Origin of the sequence: Agromyces sp. NPDC058104, assembly GCF_042884835.1 — a bacterium.
Classification (GTDB): domain Bacteria; phylum Actinomycetota; class Actinomycetes; order Actinomycetales; family Microbacteriaceae; genus Agromyces.
Genome location: NZ_JBHVTD010000001.1, coordinates 1,197,886 through 1,216,134 on the forward strand (window position 1 = coordinate 1,197,886; position 18,249 = coordinate 1,216,134).

An 18,249-nucleotide genomic window follows, 5' to 3' on the forward strand; every position below is an offset into this window, starting at 1 on the left:
TCGCGGGCCCCCCACGACGGGCGACGCGGCCCGACGCACCCACCGGCGCGGCCGGTAGGCTGGAACGCATGTCGAAAGTCCTCTCCAGCCTGCCCGTCGGCGAACGCGTCGGCATCGCCTTCTCCGGCGGCCTCGACACCTCGGTCGCGGTCGCGTGGATGCGCGAGAAGGGCGCGGTGCCCTGCACCTACACGGCCGACCTCGGCCAGCCCGACGAGCCCGACGTCGAGGCGGTGCCCGGGCGCGCCCTCGAGTACGGGGCCGAGCTCTCGCGACTCGTCGACTGCCGCGCCGCGCTCGTCGAAGAGGGGCTCGTCGCGCTGCAGTGCGGCGCCTTCCACATCCGCTCGGGGGGCAAGGCCTACTTCAACACGACGCCGCTCGGCCGGGCCGTCACGGGCACGCTGCTCGTGCGCGCCATGCTCGAGGACGGCGTCGACATCTGGGGCGACGGCTCGACCTACAAGGGCAACGACATCGAGCGGTTCTACCGCTACGGCCTCATGGCCAACCCGCGCCTGCGCATCTACAAGCCGTGGCTCGACGCCGAGTTCGTCACCGAGCTCGGCGGCCGCGCCGAGATGAGCGAGTGGCTGCAGCAGCGCGACCTCCCCTATCGCGCCTCCGCCGAGAAGGCCTACTCGACCGACGCCAACATCTGGGGTGCGACGCACGAGGCCAAGGTGCTCGAGGAGCTCGACGCCGGCATCACCACCGTCGAACCCATCATGGGCGTCAAGTTCTGGGACGAGTCGGTCGAGATCCCCACCGAGGACGTCACCGTCACGTTCGAGCAGGGCCGCCCCGTCGCGCTCAACGGCGTGCGCTTCGACGATGCCGTCGCACTCGTGCTCGAGGCGAACGCCATCGGCGGCCGCCACGGCCTGGGCATGAGCGACCAGATCGAGAACCGCATCATCGAGGCGAAGTCGCGCGGCATCTACGAGGCCCCGGGCATGGCGCTGCTGCACATCGCCTACGAGCGTCTCGTCAACGCGATCCACAACGAAGACACCATCGCGAACTACCACAACGAGGGCCGCCGCCTCGGCCGGCTCATGTACGAGGGCCGCTGGCTCGACCCGCAGTCGCTCATGCTGCGCGAGTCGATCGTGCGCTGGGTCGCGTCGGCCGTGACGGGCGAGGTCACGCTGCGCCTGCGCCGCGGCGACGACTACACGATCATGAACACGACGGGCCCGGCGCTCAGCTACCAGCCCGAGAAGCTCTCGATGGAGCGCGTCGGCGACCAGGCGTTCGGCCCCGAGGACCGCATCGGGCAGCTCACGATGCGCAACCTCGACATCGCCGACTCGCGCGCCCGCCTCGAGCAGTACGCGCACCTTAACCTGGTGGGAGGTGCGACGGCGGCGCTCGTCGGCGACCTCGCGGCGGGCGGCGGCGCGGCCGAGATCCTCGCGGGCCCGGCCGAGACCGAGCTCGAAGCGGCGACCGACGCGGCGAACGAGGCCTCGGCGTTCGACCTCGGCACCGACTGAGCGGCGGAACGCACCGCATCACGCGAGCGAAGGCCGGCCGGGCGATCCGGCCGGCCTTCGTCATCGCTGCGGCGGACGTCACTGCGGCGGACGCTCGTCCTCCACGCAGCCGTTCTCGGCGAAGTCGGGATCGCCGCGCCCCTCGAACCAGGTGGGCGTGCCGTGGTCGTCGTACCAGAAGCCGGGGTACACGTCCTCTTCGTCCTGGTGCTTGGCATGCGCCTTGACCACGGCGAGCTTGTCGGTCTCGATGTAGACGAACGGGTTCTTGGCGCTGTGCGTGGCATGGCAGTACGGCACGCGGTGGTCGCCGCCGACCGGCGCGCTCGCGTTCGCGGCGATGCCGGCCCCCAGCACGCTCACGGCGAAGAACGGCAGGGCGGCTGCACCGGCGACGAGCCGGCGCGAAAGTGCGGTTGACATGGCGGAGTCTCCCCTCTGACTCGATTCGACGCCAAGCCAACTCCGACCCGGCGCGAGCGACAATCCCGAGAACGGGGTACATCGAGCGCGCGGCATCCCCTCGATCACCGGGGATGCCGACGAAGGTGCCCCCGAAACGGGGGACGACCCGGAAGGGCGACGACTCAGGCTGGCGTCTGCTGGTGCGCCGCGACGTGCCAGGCGCCGTCGTCGTAGAGGTACGTCGTCGACATGCGGAGGTTCACCTCGTCGTCGCCGCGGCGCGCGACCGCGCGGTAGACGACGACCCCGGCGCGGTCGCCGAGCCGGATGACGGCCGGCTCGTGCAGCTCGTACGCGTCCCACGGGGGCGTGCTGCGGAATGCGGCGAGGATCTCGTCGCGGCCGAGGACGGCCCCTTCGACGACCATGAGCGCGTCGCGGGTCATCGCACGCTGGTAGTGCTCACCCCCGCGCCCCTCGACGATCGCACGCCACCCGGCGTGCTCCTCGTGCAGCAGACGGGCGGGCAGATCATCGGTGATCGCGGTCATGACCCAACGCTAATCGCGATCGGATGACTCGGGAAGGGCCGCGTTCGGGATGCCGGACGAGTGGCCGCCGCCGCGGAGCGCCCCGGGGCATCGGGGGATCACAACCAGTGCTTCGACTTGAAGATCAGGTACAGGATGAAGCCGGAGACGAACATGAGCAGGATGGCGAACGGGTAGCCCGCGCTCCAGCCGAGTTCGGGCATGTTGTGGAAGTTCATGCCGTAGATGCCCGCGACGAGCGACGGCGCGAAGAAGATCGCCGCCCAGCTCGAGATCTTCTTGGTCTGCTCGCTCTGCGCGATGCTCGCCTCGTTCTGGCGCTGTGCGACGAGCGTCGCGTGCACGCTGAGGGCGTTCTGCAGGGTCTGGCGATACTCCTCCGCGCGCTCGGTGATCCGGATGACGTGGTCCAGCACGTCCCGGAATCCGCGCCGGAGCTCGAGTTCGGGGTCGCCCGCGTCGTCGTGCAGCTCGCCGCGGATCGTCTCGACCATCTCGCGCAGCGGCTTCACCGCCCGCTGGAACTCCATGACCTCGCCCGAGAGGTCGTAGATCCGCTTCGCGACCGCGTCGTCGCCGCTGAAGAGCTGCTCCTCGATCTCGTCGATGTCGTTCTCGAGTCCCGCGACGACGGGGGCGTACTCGTCGACGATCTGGTCGACGACCGCGTAGAGCACGCCGACGGGGCCGCGCGCGAGCAGCTCGGGCTCGCCCTCGAGCCGGGCGCGCACCCGCCCGAGGTCGGGCTTCTCCGCGTGGCGGATCGCGACCACGAAGTCGCCGCCGACGAAGAGGTGCACCTCGCCGAACTCGACCCGCTCCTCGGCGTCGAGGTAGCGGGCGGGGCGCAGCACGATGAACCGCGTGTCGCCGTAGCGCTCGAGCTTCGCGCGCTGGTGGCCGCTGAGCGCGTCCTCGACGGCGAGTTCGTGGAGGCCGAACTCCTCGGCGACGACGCCGAGCTCGGCCGCGTCGGGACGGTACAGCCCGATCCAGGCGAACCCGCCGGCATGCCGCTCGAGGGCCTCGAAGGTGTCGGCGAGCGCGGCGGGCGAGGCGGCCCGCCGACCGTCGACGTAGATCGCGTTGTCGATGACCGGCATGGGTCAACCGTAGATGCGGTCGGCGTAGCTCGGGCCGTAGTAGGCGTCGAGCTCCTCGAGCGAGTCGCCCTGCCGCTCGACCGCCTTCGAGATGACCGCGCGCCGCGGTGCGGCGTCGGGAGCCCAGGTGTCGGGCTGCCAGGCCTTCGAGCGCAGGAACGCCTTCGAGCAGTGGAAGAAGACCTCGTCGATGTCGACCATGATGGCGAGGACCGGCCGGTTGCCGCGCACGACCCCGTCGTCGAAGTACGGCGCGTCGCGCACGATCGTCGCCCGGCCGTTGATGCGCAGGGTGTCGCCGCGCCCGGGGATCGCGAAGAGCAGCCCGACGTGCGGATTGCGCAGCAGGTTGCGGAACCCGTCGACGCGCCGGTTGCCCACTCGCTCGGGCACCGCGATCGTGCGCTCGTCGAGCACCACGGCGAACCCTGCGGGGTCGCCCTTCGGCGAGACGTCGAGGTTGCCCAGCTCGTCGCTGGTCGCGACGAAGGCGAGCGGGGCGGCGGCGAGCCAGGCGACGTCGACCTCGTGCAGCCGGTCTCGCGTCTTGTTCGCGGCGGTCGGCAGCGGCGCTCCGACGATCGCCTCGAGCTCGTCGAGGGTGGTGACGGGGATGCCGCGGGCGTGCGCTTCGACCATGACCGCCACGCTACCCCGAGGGCCGGGCGCGAGCCCGCGCGCCCACCCGGACACCGGCCGAGCGCCCCTCCGCGGTCGGCTCGACGTCGTCAACTTTTGCATGCTCGACATCCAAATGTCGATCATTGACAGCTGACTTTTATCGAAGTAGCGTGCAATTCACGGTCGCCGTCGGCAGATCCGATTCGATTCGACATCGGTCTCGAGAGGGGTTCCGACCTGCTCCGACGAGCGTCGGCGCTCGCACCCGGTCGACGATGACGGAGGTCAGCATGCTCAGTGCGCCCACCGCGACCGCCCGCACCGGCAGGCCCTCCCGGGCGGCCGACGGCGCGTTCGGCGATCGCCTCCGCGACGCGCTCGGCGACCCCGCGAGGCTCACCGCCGCGGTGTGGCACGAGGTCGACGCGCGGCTCGAGGCCGCCGGGCCCGGAGCCGCAGAGCTCGTCGCCGCCGCGCGGGCCGCCGACGGCGGCAAGCACCTGCGTCCGGGGCTGGTCGCCGCGTCGTACCTGGCGCACGGCGGCGACGACCCCGCGCTGCTCCGCCGCGTCGCCGCCGCCCAGCAGCTCGTGCATCTCGCCCTCTGCATCCACGACGACCTCATCGACGGCGACCTCGTGCGGCATGGACGCCCGAACGTGGTCGGCCTGACCGTGTCGGCTTCGCAGGCCGAGGGGCTCGGCCCCGCGGAGGCCGCGCGCCGGGGCGAGGCATCCGCCCTGCTCGCCGGGGACCTCGCCCTCAACGCGGCCGTGCTGGCGCTCGTGGGCGCCCCCGCGGCCGAATCGGTGCGCCTCGGCCTCGCCGCCGCCGCCCTCACCGCGGTCGAGCGGGCGATCGCCGGCGAGCTGCTCGACGTGCGCGCCGAGACGCTCGCACCCGAGCTGAGCGCCCCGCTCCTGATCGCCACGCTGAAGACCGCCTCGTACAGCGTCACGCTGCCCCTGCTGCTCGGCGCGATCGCCGCGGGCGCCGACGACGCGGCGACCGCGCGGTCGATCGAGCGCACGGGAACGGCGCTCGGCATCGCGTACCAGCTCGGCGACGACGACCTCGGGCTGTTCGGCGATCCGGCGACGACCGGCAAGTCGACCCTGTCCGACCTGCGCGACGGCAAGCGCACCGAGCACGTCCGCCTCGCGCTCGAGTGGTCCGACGGCGACGACCGCGCGTTCATCGCCCGGGTGCTCGGCGCTCCCGACGCGACCGAGGCCGACGCCCGGCGCGTGCGCGAGATCGTCACCGCGACCGGGGCTCGCGCCGCGGTGCACGGGCTCATCGAGACCCACCTCGACCGCGGCCTGGGCGAGGCGCGCACCGGGCTGCCCGTCGAGCTGGCCGACCACCTCGCGCGGCTCGCGGGCGCACTGCGCCACCGCGACCACTGACCGACCGACCGATCCAGACCCGTTCGAAGGAGACCGACATGGAGCCGAACACCGCCGAGCACGCCGCCGAGCACACCGCCGCAGCGACGAGCGCGACCTGGAGCGGGGGCCGGGTGGGGCTCTGGCTCAACGGCGCCCGGGGCTCGGTCGGCACCACCGTCGCCGTGGGCCTGCACGCCATCGCCGCCGGGATCGTGCCGCCGACCGGTTGCACCACCGAGGGACCGGCGCTCGTCGGCGTGCCGCTGCCCGGCTTCGACCAGATCGTGATCGGCGGGCACGACGTGAGCCCGACGCCGCTCCTCGAACGCGCCGAGGCGCTCGCCGGCTCGGGCATGCTGCCGCAGGCGATCGTCGCCGCGGTGCGCGAGCAGCTGGCCGACACCGATGCCGAGATCCGCCAGGGCCACGACCCGGCGACGCACGAGGGCGGCCAGGCCGCCGCGGTGCAGCGGCTCGCGAGCGACCTCATCCGGTTCCGCGAGCGCCACGGACTCGCCCACGTCACCGTGATCGACGTCTCGTCCACCGAGGCGCTCCCCGACGACCGCCCCGAGTTCCACGACGCCGCGGCGCTCACCGCCGCCCTCGCCGACCCGGGGCTCGCACCGCTGCCGCCCAGCTCGATCGCGGCGCTCGCGGCCGTCGAGGCGGGCGCCGCCTACGCCTGCTTCACCCCGTCGGCCGGGCTCGGCCTGCCCGTGCTCCGCGCGATCGCCGAGCCGCGCATCGCCTACGCCGGGCAGGACGGCAAGACCGGCGAGACCCTGCTGCGCACCGTGCTGGGCCCGATGTTCACCGAGCGCGGCATGCGGGTGCTGTCGTGGTCGGGCACGAACCTGCTCGGCGGCGGCGACGGCCGCACCCTCGCCGACCCGGCTGCCGTGCAGAGCAAGCTCGTCTCGAAGACGCGCGGGCTGCGCAGCCTCGTCGGCGAGCACGTCGTCGCCCCGCTGCACATCGACAACGTGCCCGACCTCGGCGACGTCAAGACGGCGTGGGACCACGTGCACGCCGAGGGGTTCCTGTCGTCGCGCATCACGCTGCAGACCACGTGGAGCGCGTACGACTCGATGCTGGCGGCGCCCCTCGTGATCGACCTCGCCCGGCTGCTGTCCCTCGCCGGCGCGGCGGGTGTGCGCGGCGTCGTCCCCGCGCTCGGCTCCTTCTTCAAGGACCCGTGGGGCAGCGAGGTGCACGCCTTCGCCGACCAGACCGCCGCGCTGCGATCCTGGGCCGACGACATGTCGCGCCGGCTCGCCGCGGCGGACGCCGAACCGCACCGGTCGTTCGCGGCCGCCGGTGCGGATGCCGCCCCGGTGCCCGCGGCGGCCGCGTCGCCGATGCCCGTGGGCGGCGAACGGTGACGACGTTCCGCGACGTCCTCGAGCTCGTGCGCGCGCCTGCCGCGCTCACGGTGCTCGGCGACACCGCGGTCGGCGCCTGCACCGCAGCGGGCGGCCTTTCGCGGCAGGGCTGGCTGCTCCCGCTCGCGTCGGTCGCCGTCTACAGCGGCGGGATGGCCCTCAACGACTGGGCCGACCGCGACCTCGACGCGATCGAACGACCCGAGCGCCCGATCCCGTCGGGGCGCGTGACCCCGCGACGCGCGCTCGCCGTCGCGGCAGGCCTCGGCGCGGTGGGGCTCGCGCTCGCCGCGGCCGGCGGCGGACGGCGCTCGCTCGCGGTCGCGGTGCCGCTCGTGGCATCCGTCGTCGCCTACGACGTCGTCGCGAAGCCGACCGCCGCCGGACCTCTCGCGATGGCCGTGTGCCGCGGGCTCGACGTGCTCATGGGCGCGGGCGGATCGCCGCGCGCGCTGCCGGCAGCGCTCACCATCGCCGTGCACACGGCCGGGGTCACCGCGCTCTCCCGCGGCGAGGTGCACGGCGGTTCGAGCGCCGACACCGGGCTGGCCCTCGCCGCAACGGGGGCGGCTGCCGCCGCCGTGGACTCGGCGAGCCCCGACGTGCGCACGCCGCTCGCCCGGGTCACCGGCGCCGCGGGGTCAGCCGCGTACCTCGCCGCGGCGCTGCCCGGTCAGCTCGCTGCGGCCGAGGACCCCTCCCCCGAACGGGTGCGAGACGCGACCCGCGCGGGCATCGGCGCGGTGGTGCCGCTGCAGGCCGCGCTCGTGGCGCGCAGCGGCGCGCCCGTCGTCGCGCTCGGGCTCATGGCCGTGCACGCACTCATCCGCCTGCGAGGCAAGGCCGGGCGGGCGGGCCGCCGTCGCCGGGGAGACCTGACGTGAGCGGCGCGCTGCCCGGGGCGCGGTTCGCGATCGGCTACGGCACGAACGGCTTCGCCGACCACACGCTCGACGACGCCGTGACCGTGCTCCACGCCCTCGGCTACGAGGGTCTCGCGCTCACGCTCGGCCACCCGCACCTCGACCCCTTCGCCTCCGACGCCCCGCGCACGGCCGAGCGCCTGCGCGGCCGCCTCGACGGACTGGGCTGGCGGGTCGTCGTCGAGACCGGCACGAGATACCTGCTCGACCCGTTCAGGAAGCATCGGCCGACCCTGCTCGACGACGACGCGTCCTCCCGCGAGGACTTCCTGCGTCGCGCGATCGAGCTGGCCGGACTGCTCGGCGCCGACTGCGTGTCGCTCTGGTCGGGCGTGCTGCCCGAGGGCGTCTCGGCCGACCGCGCCGCAGACCGGCTGCGCGAGCGCCTCGCCCCGATCGTCGTCGAGGCCGCGGCGGCCGGGGTGCCGCTCGCCTTCGAGCCCGAGCCGGGCATGCTCGTCGAGACCGTCGCCGACGCGCTCGCCCTCCGCGCCGACCTCGGCGACCCCGAGGCGCTCGGCCTCACCGTCGACCTCGGCCACTGCGTGGTCGTCGAACCCGACGGGGTGGTCGGCGCGCTGCGGGCCGCCGGCGCCCTGCTGCGCAACGTGCAGCTCGACGACATGCTGCCCGCCGCCCACGAGCACCTCGAGTTCGGCCACGGCGCGCTCGATCTCGCGGCGGCACTGCGCACCCTCGACGAACTCGACTACCGCGGGATCGCCGCCGTCGAGCTGCCCCGGCACTCGCACGATGCGCCCGGGGCGGCCGCACGCTCGATGACCGCGATCCACGACGCATGGGAGGCACGATGAACGACGAATGGGTCAGCGCGGGCGAGGCGGCGATCTCCGCCGATCCCTCGCGCGTCGCCGAGCTGTTCCCCGCCGCCGGCCGCGAGGCCGGCCGTGGGGCGATCGATCCCGCCGCCGACCCGCAGGGGTACCGGCTCGGCACGATCGACGACCGGGCCAGGGAGCGGTTCGTCCTCGCGGTGATCCGGGCGCTGCCTGCGGACCGGGCGGCGGCCGAGCTCGCCGAGCTGTACCGCTACGGCGACGACGCCGAGCAGCGCGGCGTGCTCAGGGGCCTCGGCGCCGCCGAGGCCGCCGGGCTGGTCGCGCCGAGCGCGGGCGGCACGACGGGCGAAGCGAGCGCAGGCGGCGCGGATGCCCCGGCCGACCCGGTCGTCGTGACCGGGCTGCGCCTCGTCGCCGAGGCGCTGCGCAGCAACGACCCGCGCCTCGTCGCGGCGGCGCTCGGCCCGTTCGCGGCACGCCGCCTCGACCAGCACGCGTGGCGGCACGGCGTGCTCAAGACGCTGTTCATGGGCGTTCCCCTCGACGCGGTCGCGGGGCTCGAGCTCCGCACCGACGCCGAGCTCGCCCGCATGGCCGCGGGGCTCGTCGCCGAGCGACGGGCGGCCGGACGAGCCGTGACCGACGACATGACCCGGCTCGCCGCATCCGCCGGCCCCGCCGACGCCCAGGAGGACTGACATGCGAATCTTCGACCCGCACATCCACATGACCTCGCGGACCACCACCGACTACCGCGCGATGTACGACGCCGGCGTGCGTGCGCTCGTCGAGCCGTCGTTCTGGCTCGGGCAGCCGCGCACGAGCGCCGGCAGCTTCACCGACTACTTCGACGCGCTGATCGGCTGGGAGCGCTTCAGGGCGGCGCAGTACGGCATCCGCCACCACGCCACGATCGCCCTCAACCCGAAGGAGGCGAACGACCCGCGCTGCCGGGAGGTGCTCGACGTCCTCCCCCGCTACCTCGCCAAGGACGGCGTGGTCGCGGTCGGCGAGACCGGCTACGACTCGATGACCCCCGAGGAGGACGAGGTCTTCGCCCGCCACCTCGAGCTCGCGCTGCGGCACGGCCTGCCCGCACTCGTGCACACCCCGCACCGCGACAAGGCCGCCGGAACCCGGCGCACGCTCGACGTCGTGCGCGAGTCGGGCCTCGCCCCCGGGCTCGTGGTCGTCGACCACCTGAACGAGACCACGGTGGCCGATGTCGCCGACAGCGGGTGCTGGATGGGATTCTCGATCTACCCCGACACGAAGATGGACGAACACCGCTTCGTCGCGATCGTCCGCGAGTACGGCACGGAGCGCATGCTCGCGAACAGCGCGGCCGACTGGGGCCACTCCGATCCGCTGAAGACCCTCGCGACGGCCCGCGCGATGCTCGACGCCGGATTCGACGACGACGACGTCGACCGGGTGCTCTGGCGCAACCCGGTCGAGTTCTACGGCCAGAGCGGCCGGCTGAACCTCGACCCGGTGCCCGGCTTCGACGAGGCGACGGAGGCCCCTGCGGTCGAGCCGCTCGCGCCGACGACGTTCGAGGGCAACTCGGTGCTGCGGGGGGTGCGGGTCTGATGGAGCTCTCCTACTGCACGAACGTCCACCCCGCCGAGGACCTCGAGGGCGTGCTCGACCAGCTCTCCCGCTACGCGGGTCCCGCGCGGCGGGCGGCCGGACTCGAGCGGCTCGGCGTCGGACTGTGGCTGCCGGCCCCGCTCGCCCGGCGCCTGGCGGGCGACGCCGACGCGCGCGCGCAGCTGAAGGCGGCGCTCGAGGCAGAGGGCCTCGAGGTGCGCACGGTGAACGCGTTCCCGCACACCGCGTTCCACGCCGAGGTCGTGAAGCTCGACGTCTATCGGCCCGACTGGACGGACCCGAGGCGGGCGGACTACACCCTCGACTGCGCCGAGGTGCTCGCCGAGCTGCTGCCCGAGGGCGCCGTCGGCAGCATCTCGACGCTGCCGCTGGGCTGGCGTTTCCCGTGGACGGCGACCGAGGACGACGCGGCGACCGCTGCCCTCGCCCGGGTGTCGTCGGGCCTGCGGCGGCTCAGGGAGCGCACCGGCCGCACGGTGCGGCTCGCGATCGAGCCCGAGCCGGGCTGCGTGCTCGACACGGTCGACGACGTGATCGACTGGCTCACCCCGAGGCTCGGCACGGCGTCCGCGTTCGACGACGTCGGCGTCCTGCCCGGGGCCCGCCCGGGCGAGCATGCGGACCCGGAGCGCATCGACCCCGAGTTCGTCGGGGTCTGCCTCGACACCTGCCACCTCGCCGCCTCCTTCGCCGACCCGGTCGAGACGGTGCGGCGGATCCGGCGCGCCGGCCTGCGCATCCCGAAGATCCAGGCCTCCGCGGCGCTCCACGTCGACGATCCGTCCGACCCGGCCGCGCGGTCGGCGCTCGCGGAGTTCGCCGAGCCGCGCTACCTGCACCAGACCCGTGCGCTCGCCGCCGACGGCGCCGTGCTGCGGATGGACGACCTGCCCGAGGCGCTCGACCGGTTGCGCACCGACGGCCCCTGGCGGGTGCACTTCCACGTCCCCCTGCACCTCGCGCCGACGGCGCCGCTGACCTCGACCGTCGGGGTGCTGCGGGCAGCGGTCGCCGAGGTGCACGAGCTGTTCGCGGGCGACGAGATCCACCTCGACGTCGAGACCTACACGTGGTCGGTGCTCCCGGGCGGAGCCGGCGACCTGGCCGCGGGCATCGCCGCGGAGCTGCGGTGGGCCGCCGCCGAGCTGGACCAGGCCCCGACACCGGCGACGGAACGGATCGCGTCATGACCCGGGTGCTGCTGCTCGACGTCGTCGGCCTCACCGACCGGGCGCTCGCGAAGATGCCGGGGCTGCGCGCACTGGCCGAGCGCGGGGCATCCGCACGGCTGGGCACCGTGCTGCCCGCCGTCACCTGCAGCGTGCAGTCGACGATGCTGACGGGCCTCGCGCCCGCGCAGCACGGCATCGTCGGCAACGGCTGGTACCACCGCGACATCGGCGAGGTGAACCTCTGGCGCCAGCACAGCGCCCTCGTCGAGGGCGAGAAGGTCTGGGAGACGGCCCGCCGTCGCGAGCCGGGCTTCACGACCGCGAACGTGTGCTGGTGGTATGCGATGGGGGCGACCACCGACCTCACCGTCACCCCGCGCCCCGTCTACCACGCCGACGGCCGCAAGTCGCCCGACTGCTACACCCGGCCGCCCGCGCTGCACGACCGCCTGACGGGCGAGCTCGGCGACTTCCCCCTCTTCCAGTACTGGGGGCCGACCGCGTCGATCGCGTCGACGCGGTGGATCGTCGAGGCCACCCGGTCGGTGCTGCGCGAGGAGTCGTCGGATCTCGTGATGGCCTACCTGCCGCACCTCGACTACGACCTCCAGCGGTTCGGCCCCGACTCGCCCGAGGCCGACCGCGCCGCGGCCGAGCTCGATGCGACGCTCGCCCCCCTGCTCGACGACGCGATCGCCGCCGGCGCCACCGTCGTCGCGGTCGCCGAGTACGGCATCGCCGCCGCCGACCGGCCGGTCGACGTGAACCGGGCCCTCCGCCGGGCGGGCCTGCTCGAGGTGCACGAGCAGCAGGGCCGCGAACTGCTCGACCCCATGGCCTCGCGCGCCTTCGCCGTCGCCGATCACCAGGTCGCGCACGTCTACGTCCGCGACGAGGCCGACGTCCCTCGGGTGCGGGCGCTGCTCGCCGGTCTCGACGGCGTGGACGAGGTGCTCGACCGTGCCGCCCAGGCCCGCTACGGACTCGATCACCCCCGCTCGGGCGAACTCGTCGTGGTCGCCGAGCCCGGCGCGTGGTTCACGTACTACTACTGGCTCGACGACGACCGGGCGCCCGAGTTCGCCCGCGGCGTCGACATCCACCGCAAGCCCGGGTACGACCCCGCCGAGCTGTTCTTCGACCCCGCCGACCCGGCCGCGAAGCTGCGCGCCGGTCTCGGGCTCGTGCGCAAGAAGCTCGGGCTGCGGTACGCGATGAACGTCGTGCCGCTCGACGCCTCGCACGTGCGCGGCACGCACGGACGCCTGCCGGTCTCCGACGCCGACACCCCCCTGCTCATCTGCTCCGACCCCGGGCTGCCGTTCTGGGGCGCTGCGCCCGAGCTCGTGCCCGCGGCGCGGGTGCGCGATCTCGTGCTCGAGGCGGCCGGGGTGCCCGAGCCGGCGACCGCACCGTGACGGGCGCACTCGCCGGCACGGCCGCCGAGCAGGTCGTGCTCGTCGACGACACGGGCACGCCGATCGGCACCGTCGACAAGGCGCTCGTGCACGGCGCCGACACGCCGTTGCACCTCGCGTTCTCGTGCTACGGCTTCGATGCGGACGGCCGGATGCTGCTGACCCGGCGCGCGCTCTCGAAGGCGACGTGGCCCGGGGTGTGGACGAACGCCTGCTGCGGGCACCCGCTCCCCGGCGAGGACCCGGTCGCGGCGGTCGCCCGGCGGGTCCGCACCGAGCTCGGCGTCGAGGCCCGCGACATCCGCCTCGTCCTGCCCGAGTTCCGCTATCGCGCGGTCGACGCGAGCGGGATGGTCGAGCACGAGCTCTGCCCGGTCTTCTTCGCCGAGCTGCCCGCCGAACTGCATCCCGACCCGGCCGAGGTCGTGTCGTGGGACTGGGTCGAGCCCGATGCCTTCTTCGAGGCGGCCGAGCGCACGCCCTTCCTGCTCAGTCCGTGGAGCGTGCTGCAGGCCGAGCAGCTCCGGCCTCGGGGCTCGGCCCGGCATGCGACAGGATCCACGAGTGCATCGCGATGGCGGCGGCCGCACTCGCGTTGAGCGAGCGCGTCGAGCCGTACTGGGTGATCTCGACGAGGGCGTCGGCGGCCTCGGCCGCCTCGGGCGAGAGGCCCGGCCCCTCCTGCCCGAAGAGCAGCACGCAGCGCTCGGGCCACGCGAACGCCTCGATGGGCACCGCGCCCTCGAGGTTGTCGAGGGCGATCACGGGCAGGGATGCCTCGTGGGCCCAGCGCGCGAACGCCGCGACATCCTCGTGGTACTGCACGTGCTGGTAGCGATCGGTGACCATCGCGCCGCGCTTGTTCCAGCGGCGCCGCCCGATGATGTGCACCGTGTCGGCGGCGAAGGCGTTCGCGCTGCGCACGATCGACCCGATGTTCATGTCGTGCTGCCAGTTCTCGATCGCGACGTGGAAGCCGTGCCGGCGCTCGTCGAGGTCGGCGACGATCGCCTCCATGCGCCAGTAGCGGTAGCGGTCGATCACGTTGCGGGTGTCGCCCCCCGCGAGCAGCTCGGGGTCGTAGCGGGGGTCGTCGGGCCATTCGGCCTCACCGCCGGGCCACGGTCCGACGCCGTGCTGCGGCAGGGTCGCCTCGGGTTCGGATGCCTCGGGGCCGACCTCGTCACTCACACCAGCAACGCTACCCGTGCGCGCCACGGGCGTGGGGCCGGGCGTCAGCGTCGGCGGAACGGCCAGAACCCGCGCCGGGGCGGGGTGATCGCGGCGGCGGCGCCCGTGGCGTTCACGTGCCCCGCGCTCGGCGTCGCGGCGGCGGTCGGCGCCGTCGCGGCCCGCGTCGGCGATGCAGCGGAGCCGCCACGCACGGATGCGGCGGCGGTCGGCACCGCGCGCGGCTCGGCCGTGGCCGGGTCGTCGACCGCCTCGTCGTCCATCGCGAGGTCGTCGGGGTCGCCCGCGAAGCCGGGTCGCGCAGCCGACTCGGCCTCCTCGATCGGCGGGCGGCCGGCCTCGACCCATCGCAGGTAGAGCGCGTAGGGGTCGTCGTCCGCTCCGGGCGGCGCCTCTTCGGCCCGCGAGCGGGTTCGCCCGATCAATCGACGCAGCATCATGCTCTCCCCTGCTACAACGATACGGCGAGGACGGCTTTTCGGTATGCCTAAATATTGGTACCTTTTCGGTATGCCGAAAACTCTCGACGACGAGACCGATGCCCCCGACGCCACCGCCACGACCGCGGCACGCGCGCGGCGGCCGCGCGACCCCTCGGTGCCCCGGGTCGCCTGGCTGATCGGCCCCGCGCTCGTCGCCGGCGTCGCCTACCTCGACCCGGGCAACGTCGCGAGCAACATGACCGCCGGCGCCCAGTACGGGTACCTGCTCGTGTGGGTCGTCGTGCTCGGCAACGTGATGGCCTGGCTCATCCAGTACCTGTCGGCGAAGCTCGGCATCGTCACGGGCCGCAGCCTCCCCGAGGTGCTCGGCGGGCGGATCCGCAGCCGCTGGGGCCGCCGCGCGTATTGGCTCCAGGCCGAGCTCGTCGCCATGGCGACCGACCTCGCCGAGGTCATCGGCGGCGCCGTCGCGCTCAACCTGCTCTTCGGCGTGCCGCTCATCTGGGGCGGGCTCATCACCGGCGCCGTGTCGATCGGCCTGCTCGTGCTGCAGTCGCGGCGGGGGCCCCGCACCTTCGAGTTCGTCATCATCGGGCTCCTCGCGATCATCGCGATCGGCTTCACCGTCGGCGTCTTCGTCGCCCCGCCCGACCCCGCCGGGCTGCTCGGCGGGCTCGTGCCGCGCTTCGCCGACGCGAACTCGGTGCTGCTCGCGGCATCCATTCTCGGGGCGACGATCATGCCGCACGCGATCTACGCGCACTCGGCGCTCTCGCGCGACCGCTTCGCGACACGGCGCGGCGAGCAGGCGAGGAGCGCACCCGCGGCTCTCGGCAGCACCGGCACCGGCACCGTCGGCCCGCGACCGGTCGCCTGGCACGGCTTCGGCGTGCGCCGCGGCACCGACGCCGCGCCCGAGCTCGCGCCGGGCACCGCGACCCACGTGCCGACCGACGTGCTCGTGCGCGCGACCCGCTGGGACGTGTCGATCGCCATGGCCATCGCCGGCACCGTGAACCTCTGCATCCTGCTGCTCGCGGCGGTGAACCTCGCGGGCGTCGAGGGCACCGACAGCCTCGAGGGCGCCTACGCCGCGCTCGGCACGGCGCTCGGGCCCGTCATCGCGACGCTGTTCGCGGTGGGCCTCCTCGCCTCGGGGCTCGCCTCGACGTCGGTCGGCGCGTACGCGGGTGCCGAGATCATGTACGGCCTCCTGCACGTGCGCGTGCCCCTGATCCTGCGTCGGCTCGTGACGCTCGTACCGGCGCTCGTGATCCTGTGGCTCGGCTTCGACCCGACGCTCTCGCTCGTGCTCAGCCAGGTGGTGCTGTCGTTCGGCATCCCGTTCGCGCTCGTGCCGCTCGTCGCGCTCACGGCGAAGGCGGGCGTGCTCGGGCGGTGGCGCAATCACTGGGCGACGACCGCGGCGGGCGTCGCGGCCTCGGTGTTCCTCATCACGCTCAACGGCGTGCTCCTCTGGCTCGTGTTCACGGGGGCGTGAGGCGGCGCTGCCGCAGAACTGCCGCAGATCTTTCCGTCGGCGCAACACTCGACGTTCTTTCCTCCGCGGGCGACGTCACATGGCCGCCGGGCGCCGGGCGGTCACCTACGCTGCTGAAACCCACGGATGGAGGACATCATGACCGGCTGGCGACTGCGCGAGTTCCACAACGACGATCTCGACGGCATCCTGCACCTCTGGGAGGCCCAGCGGCAGTCGTCGCACGAGCCCGTGTACGACCTCAGCGAGGTCATCGCCTCGTGCCAGATGGACCACGCGATCGTCGCGGTGCACGCCGACGAGGTGATCGGCGCCGCCGTCGGCCGTGCCGCGCACGACCAGGGCTGGGTCGTCTTCTTCGCCATCGACGACGACTGGCGCCACCGGGGCATCGGCTCGGCGATGCTGGCCGCCCTCGAGAAGCGCATGGCGCAGCACGGCCTCACCAAGCTCTCGGCGCTCATCCCCGAGAACGAGAGCCGCGTCGACGCGTTCGCCAACCAGGGCTTCGAGCCCAAGCACCAACTGCGCTACTTCGAACGGCGCATCCCCGTGCAGCGCCAGGAGCTGAGCTCGCTCGCCGAGCTCGGCGGTCGCCTGCTGCCGCGCACGCTCTGGGAGTCGGTGGCCGGCATGCGCCGCGAGAAGGAGATCCTCGAGCAGCGCCTCGTGCTGCCGCTCGCCGAGCCCGACCTCGCCGACCGCTACGGCGTGGTGCCGCCGCGCGCCGTCGTGCTGTTCGGCCCGCCCGGCACCGGCAAGACCACCTTCGCGAAGGCGATCGCCTCGCGGCTCGAGTGGTCGTTCGTCGAGGTCTTCCCGTCGCGCCTCGCGGCCGAGCCGGGCGGCCTGGCCGGGGCGCTGCGCGACACCTTCACGAAGATCGCCGAGCTCGAGCACGCGGTCGTCTTCATCGACGAGGTCGAGGAGATCGCCGCCCAGCGCTCGGGCGAGCCCCCATCGCCGCTGCAGGGCGTGACGAACGAGCTCCTGAAGATCATCCCCGCGTTCCGCGAACAGCCGGGCCGGCTGCTCGTCTGCGCGACGAACTTCATCCGGGCGCTCGACAGCGCGTTCCTCCGGCACGGGCGGTTCGACTACGTGATCCCGATCGGCCTGCCCGACGAGGCGGCACGGCTCGCGATCTGGCAGCGCTACGTGCCCGAGCAGATCGTCGACGCGGTCGACCTCGACGTGCTGGTCGAGCGCACCGCCGGCTTCTCGCCCGCCGACATCGAGTTCGCCGCGCGCAGCGCGTCGCAGCGGGCGTTCGAGACGGCGGTGCGCAACGGGGCGAGCGACGACGGGGATGCCGCGGCGCACACCGAGGGACCGACCACCGCCGACTACCTCGAGTCGATCGCCGGCACCCGCACCACGGTGTCTGCCGAGACCGCCGACGCGTTCCTCGAGGACATCGAGCGGCTCGCACGCGTCTGACCCGGCGCGCGGAACGGCGCGGCTAGGCTGGGGCCGATGCCGGCCAGCAAGAACCCCGCGATCGAGGACTACCTCAAGACGGTGTACTCCCACACCGAGTGGCAGCCCGACCCCATCACGCCGAAGGCGCTCGCCGACAAGCTCGGCGTCGCCCCCTCGAGCGTCACCGAGATGGTGAAGAAGATGGCGGCGCAGGGGCTCATCGCGCACGTCCCGTACGGTCCGCTGCGGCTCACCGACGACGGCCGGGAGCGCGCCCTCGCCGTGGTCCGCCGGCATCGCCTGATCGAGACCTGGCTCGTGCGCGAGATGGGCTACGGCTGGGACGAGGTGCACGACGAGGCCGAGGTGCTCGAGCACGCGCTCAGCGACCGGCTGCTCGAGACGATCGACGCCCGGCTCGGCCGCCCCTCGCGCGACCCGCACGGCGACGCGATCCCCGCGGCCGACGGCTCCCTCGCGGTCGAGCGCTTCGTGCGGCTCGACGAGGCCGCCGCCGGCCACGCCGGCCGCGTGCTGCGCATCAGCGACCGCGACCCCGAGGTGCTGCGATCGCTCGCCGCCGCGGGCGTCGCACCCGGCATGGTCGTCGTCGTCGAACCGTCGGATGCCTCCGGCGAGCGCGTGCGCATCAGGTTCGCCCCGGGCGGCGACGGCGACGCGCACGCGGTGCCGGCCGAGGCATCCCCGATCGAACTGACCACCGAGGCCGCCGCCGAGATCTGGATCACCGGCTGAGCGCGACCCGCCGAACGTCGCTCAGGGCTGGTCCCCGTGCCGACACGTCGAGCC

The 18,249-nt window shown here is 73.7% G+C and carries 19 protein-coding genes; 13 read left to right on the forward strand and 6 right to left on the reverse strand.

Features of this window, described 5'->3' with window-relative positions:
- Positions 1–68 precede the first annotated feature (68 nt).
- The gene (gene argG / locus ACFVTH_RS05650; protein ID WP_387038460.1) at positions 69–1,499 is read left to right on the forward strand and encodes an argininosuccinate synthase; all 1,431 of its coding nucleotides are present in this window, start codon (positions 69–71) and stop codon (positions 1,497–1,499) included.
- A 78-nt stretch (positions 1,500–1,577) separates the two neighbouring features.
- Here argG and ACFVTH_RS05655 read toward each other — a convergent pair whose 3' ends face one another.
- The 4 genes from ACFVTH_RS05655 to ACFVTH_RS05670 all read right to left on the reverse strand — a co-directional run bounded on the left by ACFVTH_RS05655 (position 1,578) and on the right by ACFVTH_RS05670 (position 4,197).
- Complete coding sequence (locus tag ACFVTH_RS05655) at positions 1,578–1,922, reverse strand: hypothetical protein (protein WP_387087558.1); 345 nt, start codon at positions 1,920–1,922, stop codon at positions 1,578–1,580.
- A gap of 164 nt (positions 1,923–2,086) precedes the next feature.
- The gene (locus ACFVTH_RS05660; protein ID WP_386941143.1) at positions 2,087–2,455 is read right to left on the reverse strand and encodes a nuclear transport factor 2 family protein; all 369 of its coding nucleotides are present in this window, start codon (positions 2,453–2,455) and stop codon (positions 2,087–2,089) included.
- A gap of 98 nt (positions 2,456–2,553) precedes the next feature.
- Positions 2,554–3,558 carry a magnesium and cobalt transport protein CorA gene (locus ACFVTH_RS05665; RefSeq protein WP_387087560.1) on the reverse strand — a complete coding sequence of 335 codons (1,005 nt, stop codon included), beginning with the start codon at positions 3,556–3,558 and terminating at the stop codon, positions 2,554–2,556.
- A 3-nt stretch (positions 3,559–3,561) separates the two neighbouring features.
- Positions 3,562–4,197 carry an MSMEG_1061 family FMN-dependent PPOX-type flavoprotein gene (locus ACFVTH_RS05670; RefSeq protein ID WP_387087562.1) on the reverse strand — a complete coding sequence of 212 codons (636 nt, stop codon included), beginning with the start codon at positions 4,195–4,197 and terminating at the stop codon, positions 3,562–3,564.
- A 272-nt stretch (positions 4,198–4,469) separates the two neighbouring features.
- Here ACFVTH_RS05670 and ACFVTH_RS05675 point away from each other — a divergent pair, with 272 nt between their 5' ends.
- From ACFVTH_RS05675 to idi, 9 genes are read left to right on the forward strand one after another with little or no spacing between them, the layout of a single operon-like run.
- Entirely contained in the window at positions 4,470–5,588 is a 1,119-nt protein-coding gene (locus ACFVTH_RS05675; protein WP_387087564.1) for a polyprenyl synthetase family protein, read from the forward strand.
- A gap of 38 nt (positions 5,589–5,626) precedes the next feature.
- Positions 5,627–6,955, forward strand: coding sequence for an inositol-3-phosphate synthase (locus tag ACFVTH_RS05680; RefSeq protein WP_387087566.1), 1,329 nt, complete (start codon positions 5,627–5,629; stop codon positions 6,953–6,955).
- The gene (locus ACFVTH_RS05685) at positions 6,952–7,839 is read left to right on the forward strand and encodes an SCO3242 family prenyltransferase (RefSeq protein ID WP_387087568.1); all 888 of its coding nucleotides are present in this window, start codon (positions 6,952–6,954) and stop codon (positions 7,837–7,839) included. The genes ACFVTH_RS05680 and ACFVTH_RS05685 overlap by 4 nt, the downstream gene beginning before the upstream one ends.
- Positions 7,836–8,693 (forward strand): sugar phosphate isomerase/epimerase family protein, encoded by an 858-nt coding sequence (locus ACFVTH_RS05690; protein WP_387087570.1) that lies wholly within the window; start codon positions 7,836–7,838, stop codon positions 8,691–8,693. The genes ACFVTH_RS05685 and ACFVTH_RS05690 overlap by 4 nt, the downstream gene beginning before the upstream one ends.
- Positions 8,690–9,376 carry an EboA domain-containing protein gene (locus tag ACFVTH_RS05695; RefSeq protein WP_387087572.1) on the forward strand — a complete coding sequence of 229 codons (687 nt, stop codon included), beginning with the start codon at positions 8,690–8,692 and terminating at the stop codon, positions 9,374–9,376. The genes ACFVTH_RS05690 and ACFVTH_RS05695 overlap by 4 nt, the downstream gene beginning before the upstream one ends.
- A 1-nt stretch (position 9,377) precedes the next feature.
- Positions 9,378–10,271, forward strand: coding sequence for a TatD family hydrolase (locus ACFVTH_RS05700; protein WP_387087574.1), 894 nt, complete (start codon positions 9,378–9,380; stop codon positions 10,269–10,271).
- Positions 10,271–11,482 (forward strand): metabolite traffic protein EboE, encoded by a 1,212-nt coding sequence (gene eboE / locus ACFVTH_RS05705; RefSeq protein ID WP_387087576.1) that lies wholly within the window; start codon positions 10,271–10,273, stop codon positions 11,480–11,482. The genes ACFVTH_RS05700 and eboE overlap by 1 nt, the downstream gene beginning before the upstream one ends.
- Positions 11,479–12,882: an alkaline phosphatase family protein gene (locus tag ACFVTH_RS05710; RefSeq protein WP_387087578.1), complete on the forward strand. Its 1,404-nt coding sequence runs from the start codon at positions 11,479–11,481 to the stop codon at positions 12,880–12,882. Before eboE ends, ACFVTH_RS05710 begins: the two co-directional genes overlap by 4 nt.
- Entirely contained in the window at positions 12,879–13,481 is a 603-nt protein-coding gene (idi, locus tag ACFVTH_RS05715; RefSeq protein WP_387087580.1) for an isopentenyl-diphosphate Delta-isomerase, read from the forward strand. The genes ACFVTH_RS05710 and idi overlap by 4 nt, the downstream gene beginning before the upstream one ends.
- On the opposite strand, the gene ACFVTH_RS05720 is transcribed toward idi, so the two are convergent.
- Together ACFVTH_RS05720 and ACFVTH_RS05725 are read right to left on the reverse strand one after the other, a co-directional pair.
- Complete coding sequence (locus ACFVTH_RS05720) at positions 13,372–14,073, reverse strand: TrmH family RNA methyltransferase (protein ID WP_387087582.1); 702 nt, start codon at positions 14,071–14,073, stop codon at positions 13,372–13,374. The genes idi and ACFVTH_RS05720 overlap by 110 nt on opposite strands.
- A gap of 44 nt (positions 14,074–14,117) precedes the next feature.
- Positions 14,118–14,498: a hypothetical protein gene (locus tag ACFVTH_RS05725; RefSeq protein ID WP_387087583.1), complete on the reverse strand. Its 381-nt coding sequence runs from the start codon at positions 14,496–14,498 to the stop codon at positions 14,118–14,120.
- 85 nt (positions 14,499–14,583) lie between these two features.
- Here ACFVTH_RS05725 and ACFVTH_RS05730 point away from each other — a divergent pair, with 85 nt between their 5' ends.
- The 3 genes from ACFVTH_RS05730 to ACFVTH_RS05740 all read left to right on the forward strand — a co-directional run bounded on the left by ACFVTH_RS05730 (position 14,584) and on the right by ACFVTH_RS05740 (position 18,195).
- Positions 14,584–16,017, forward strand: coding sequence for an Nramp family divalent metal transporter (locus ACFVTH_RS05730; protein ID WP_387087585.1), 1,434 nt, complete (start codon positions 14,584–14,586; stop codon positions 16,015–16,017).
- Between the two features lie 138 nt (positions 16,018–16,155).
- Complete coding sequence (locus ACFVTH_RS05735; RefSeq protein ID WP_387087587.1) at positions 16,156–17,457, forward strand: ATP-binding protein; 1,302 nt, start codon at positions 16,156–16,158, stop codon at positions 17,455–17,457.
- A gap of 36 nt (positions 17,458–17,493) precedes the next feature.
- The gene (locus tag ACFVTH_RS05740) at positions 17,494–18,195 is read left to right on the forward strand and encodes a metal-dependent transcriptional regulator (protein WP_387087589.1); all 702 of its coding nucleotides are present in this window, start codon (positions 17,494–17,496) and stop codon (positions 18,193–18,195) included.
- Positions 18,196–18,249: the final 54 nt, after the last annotated feature.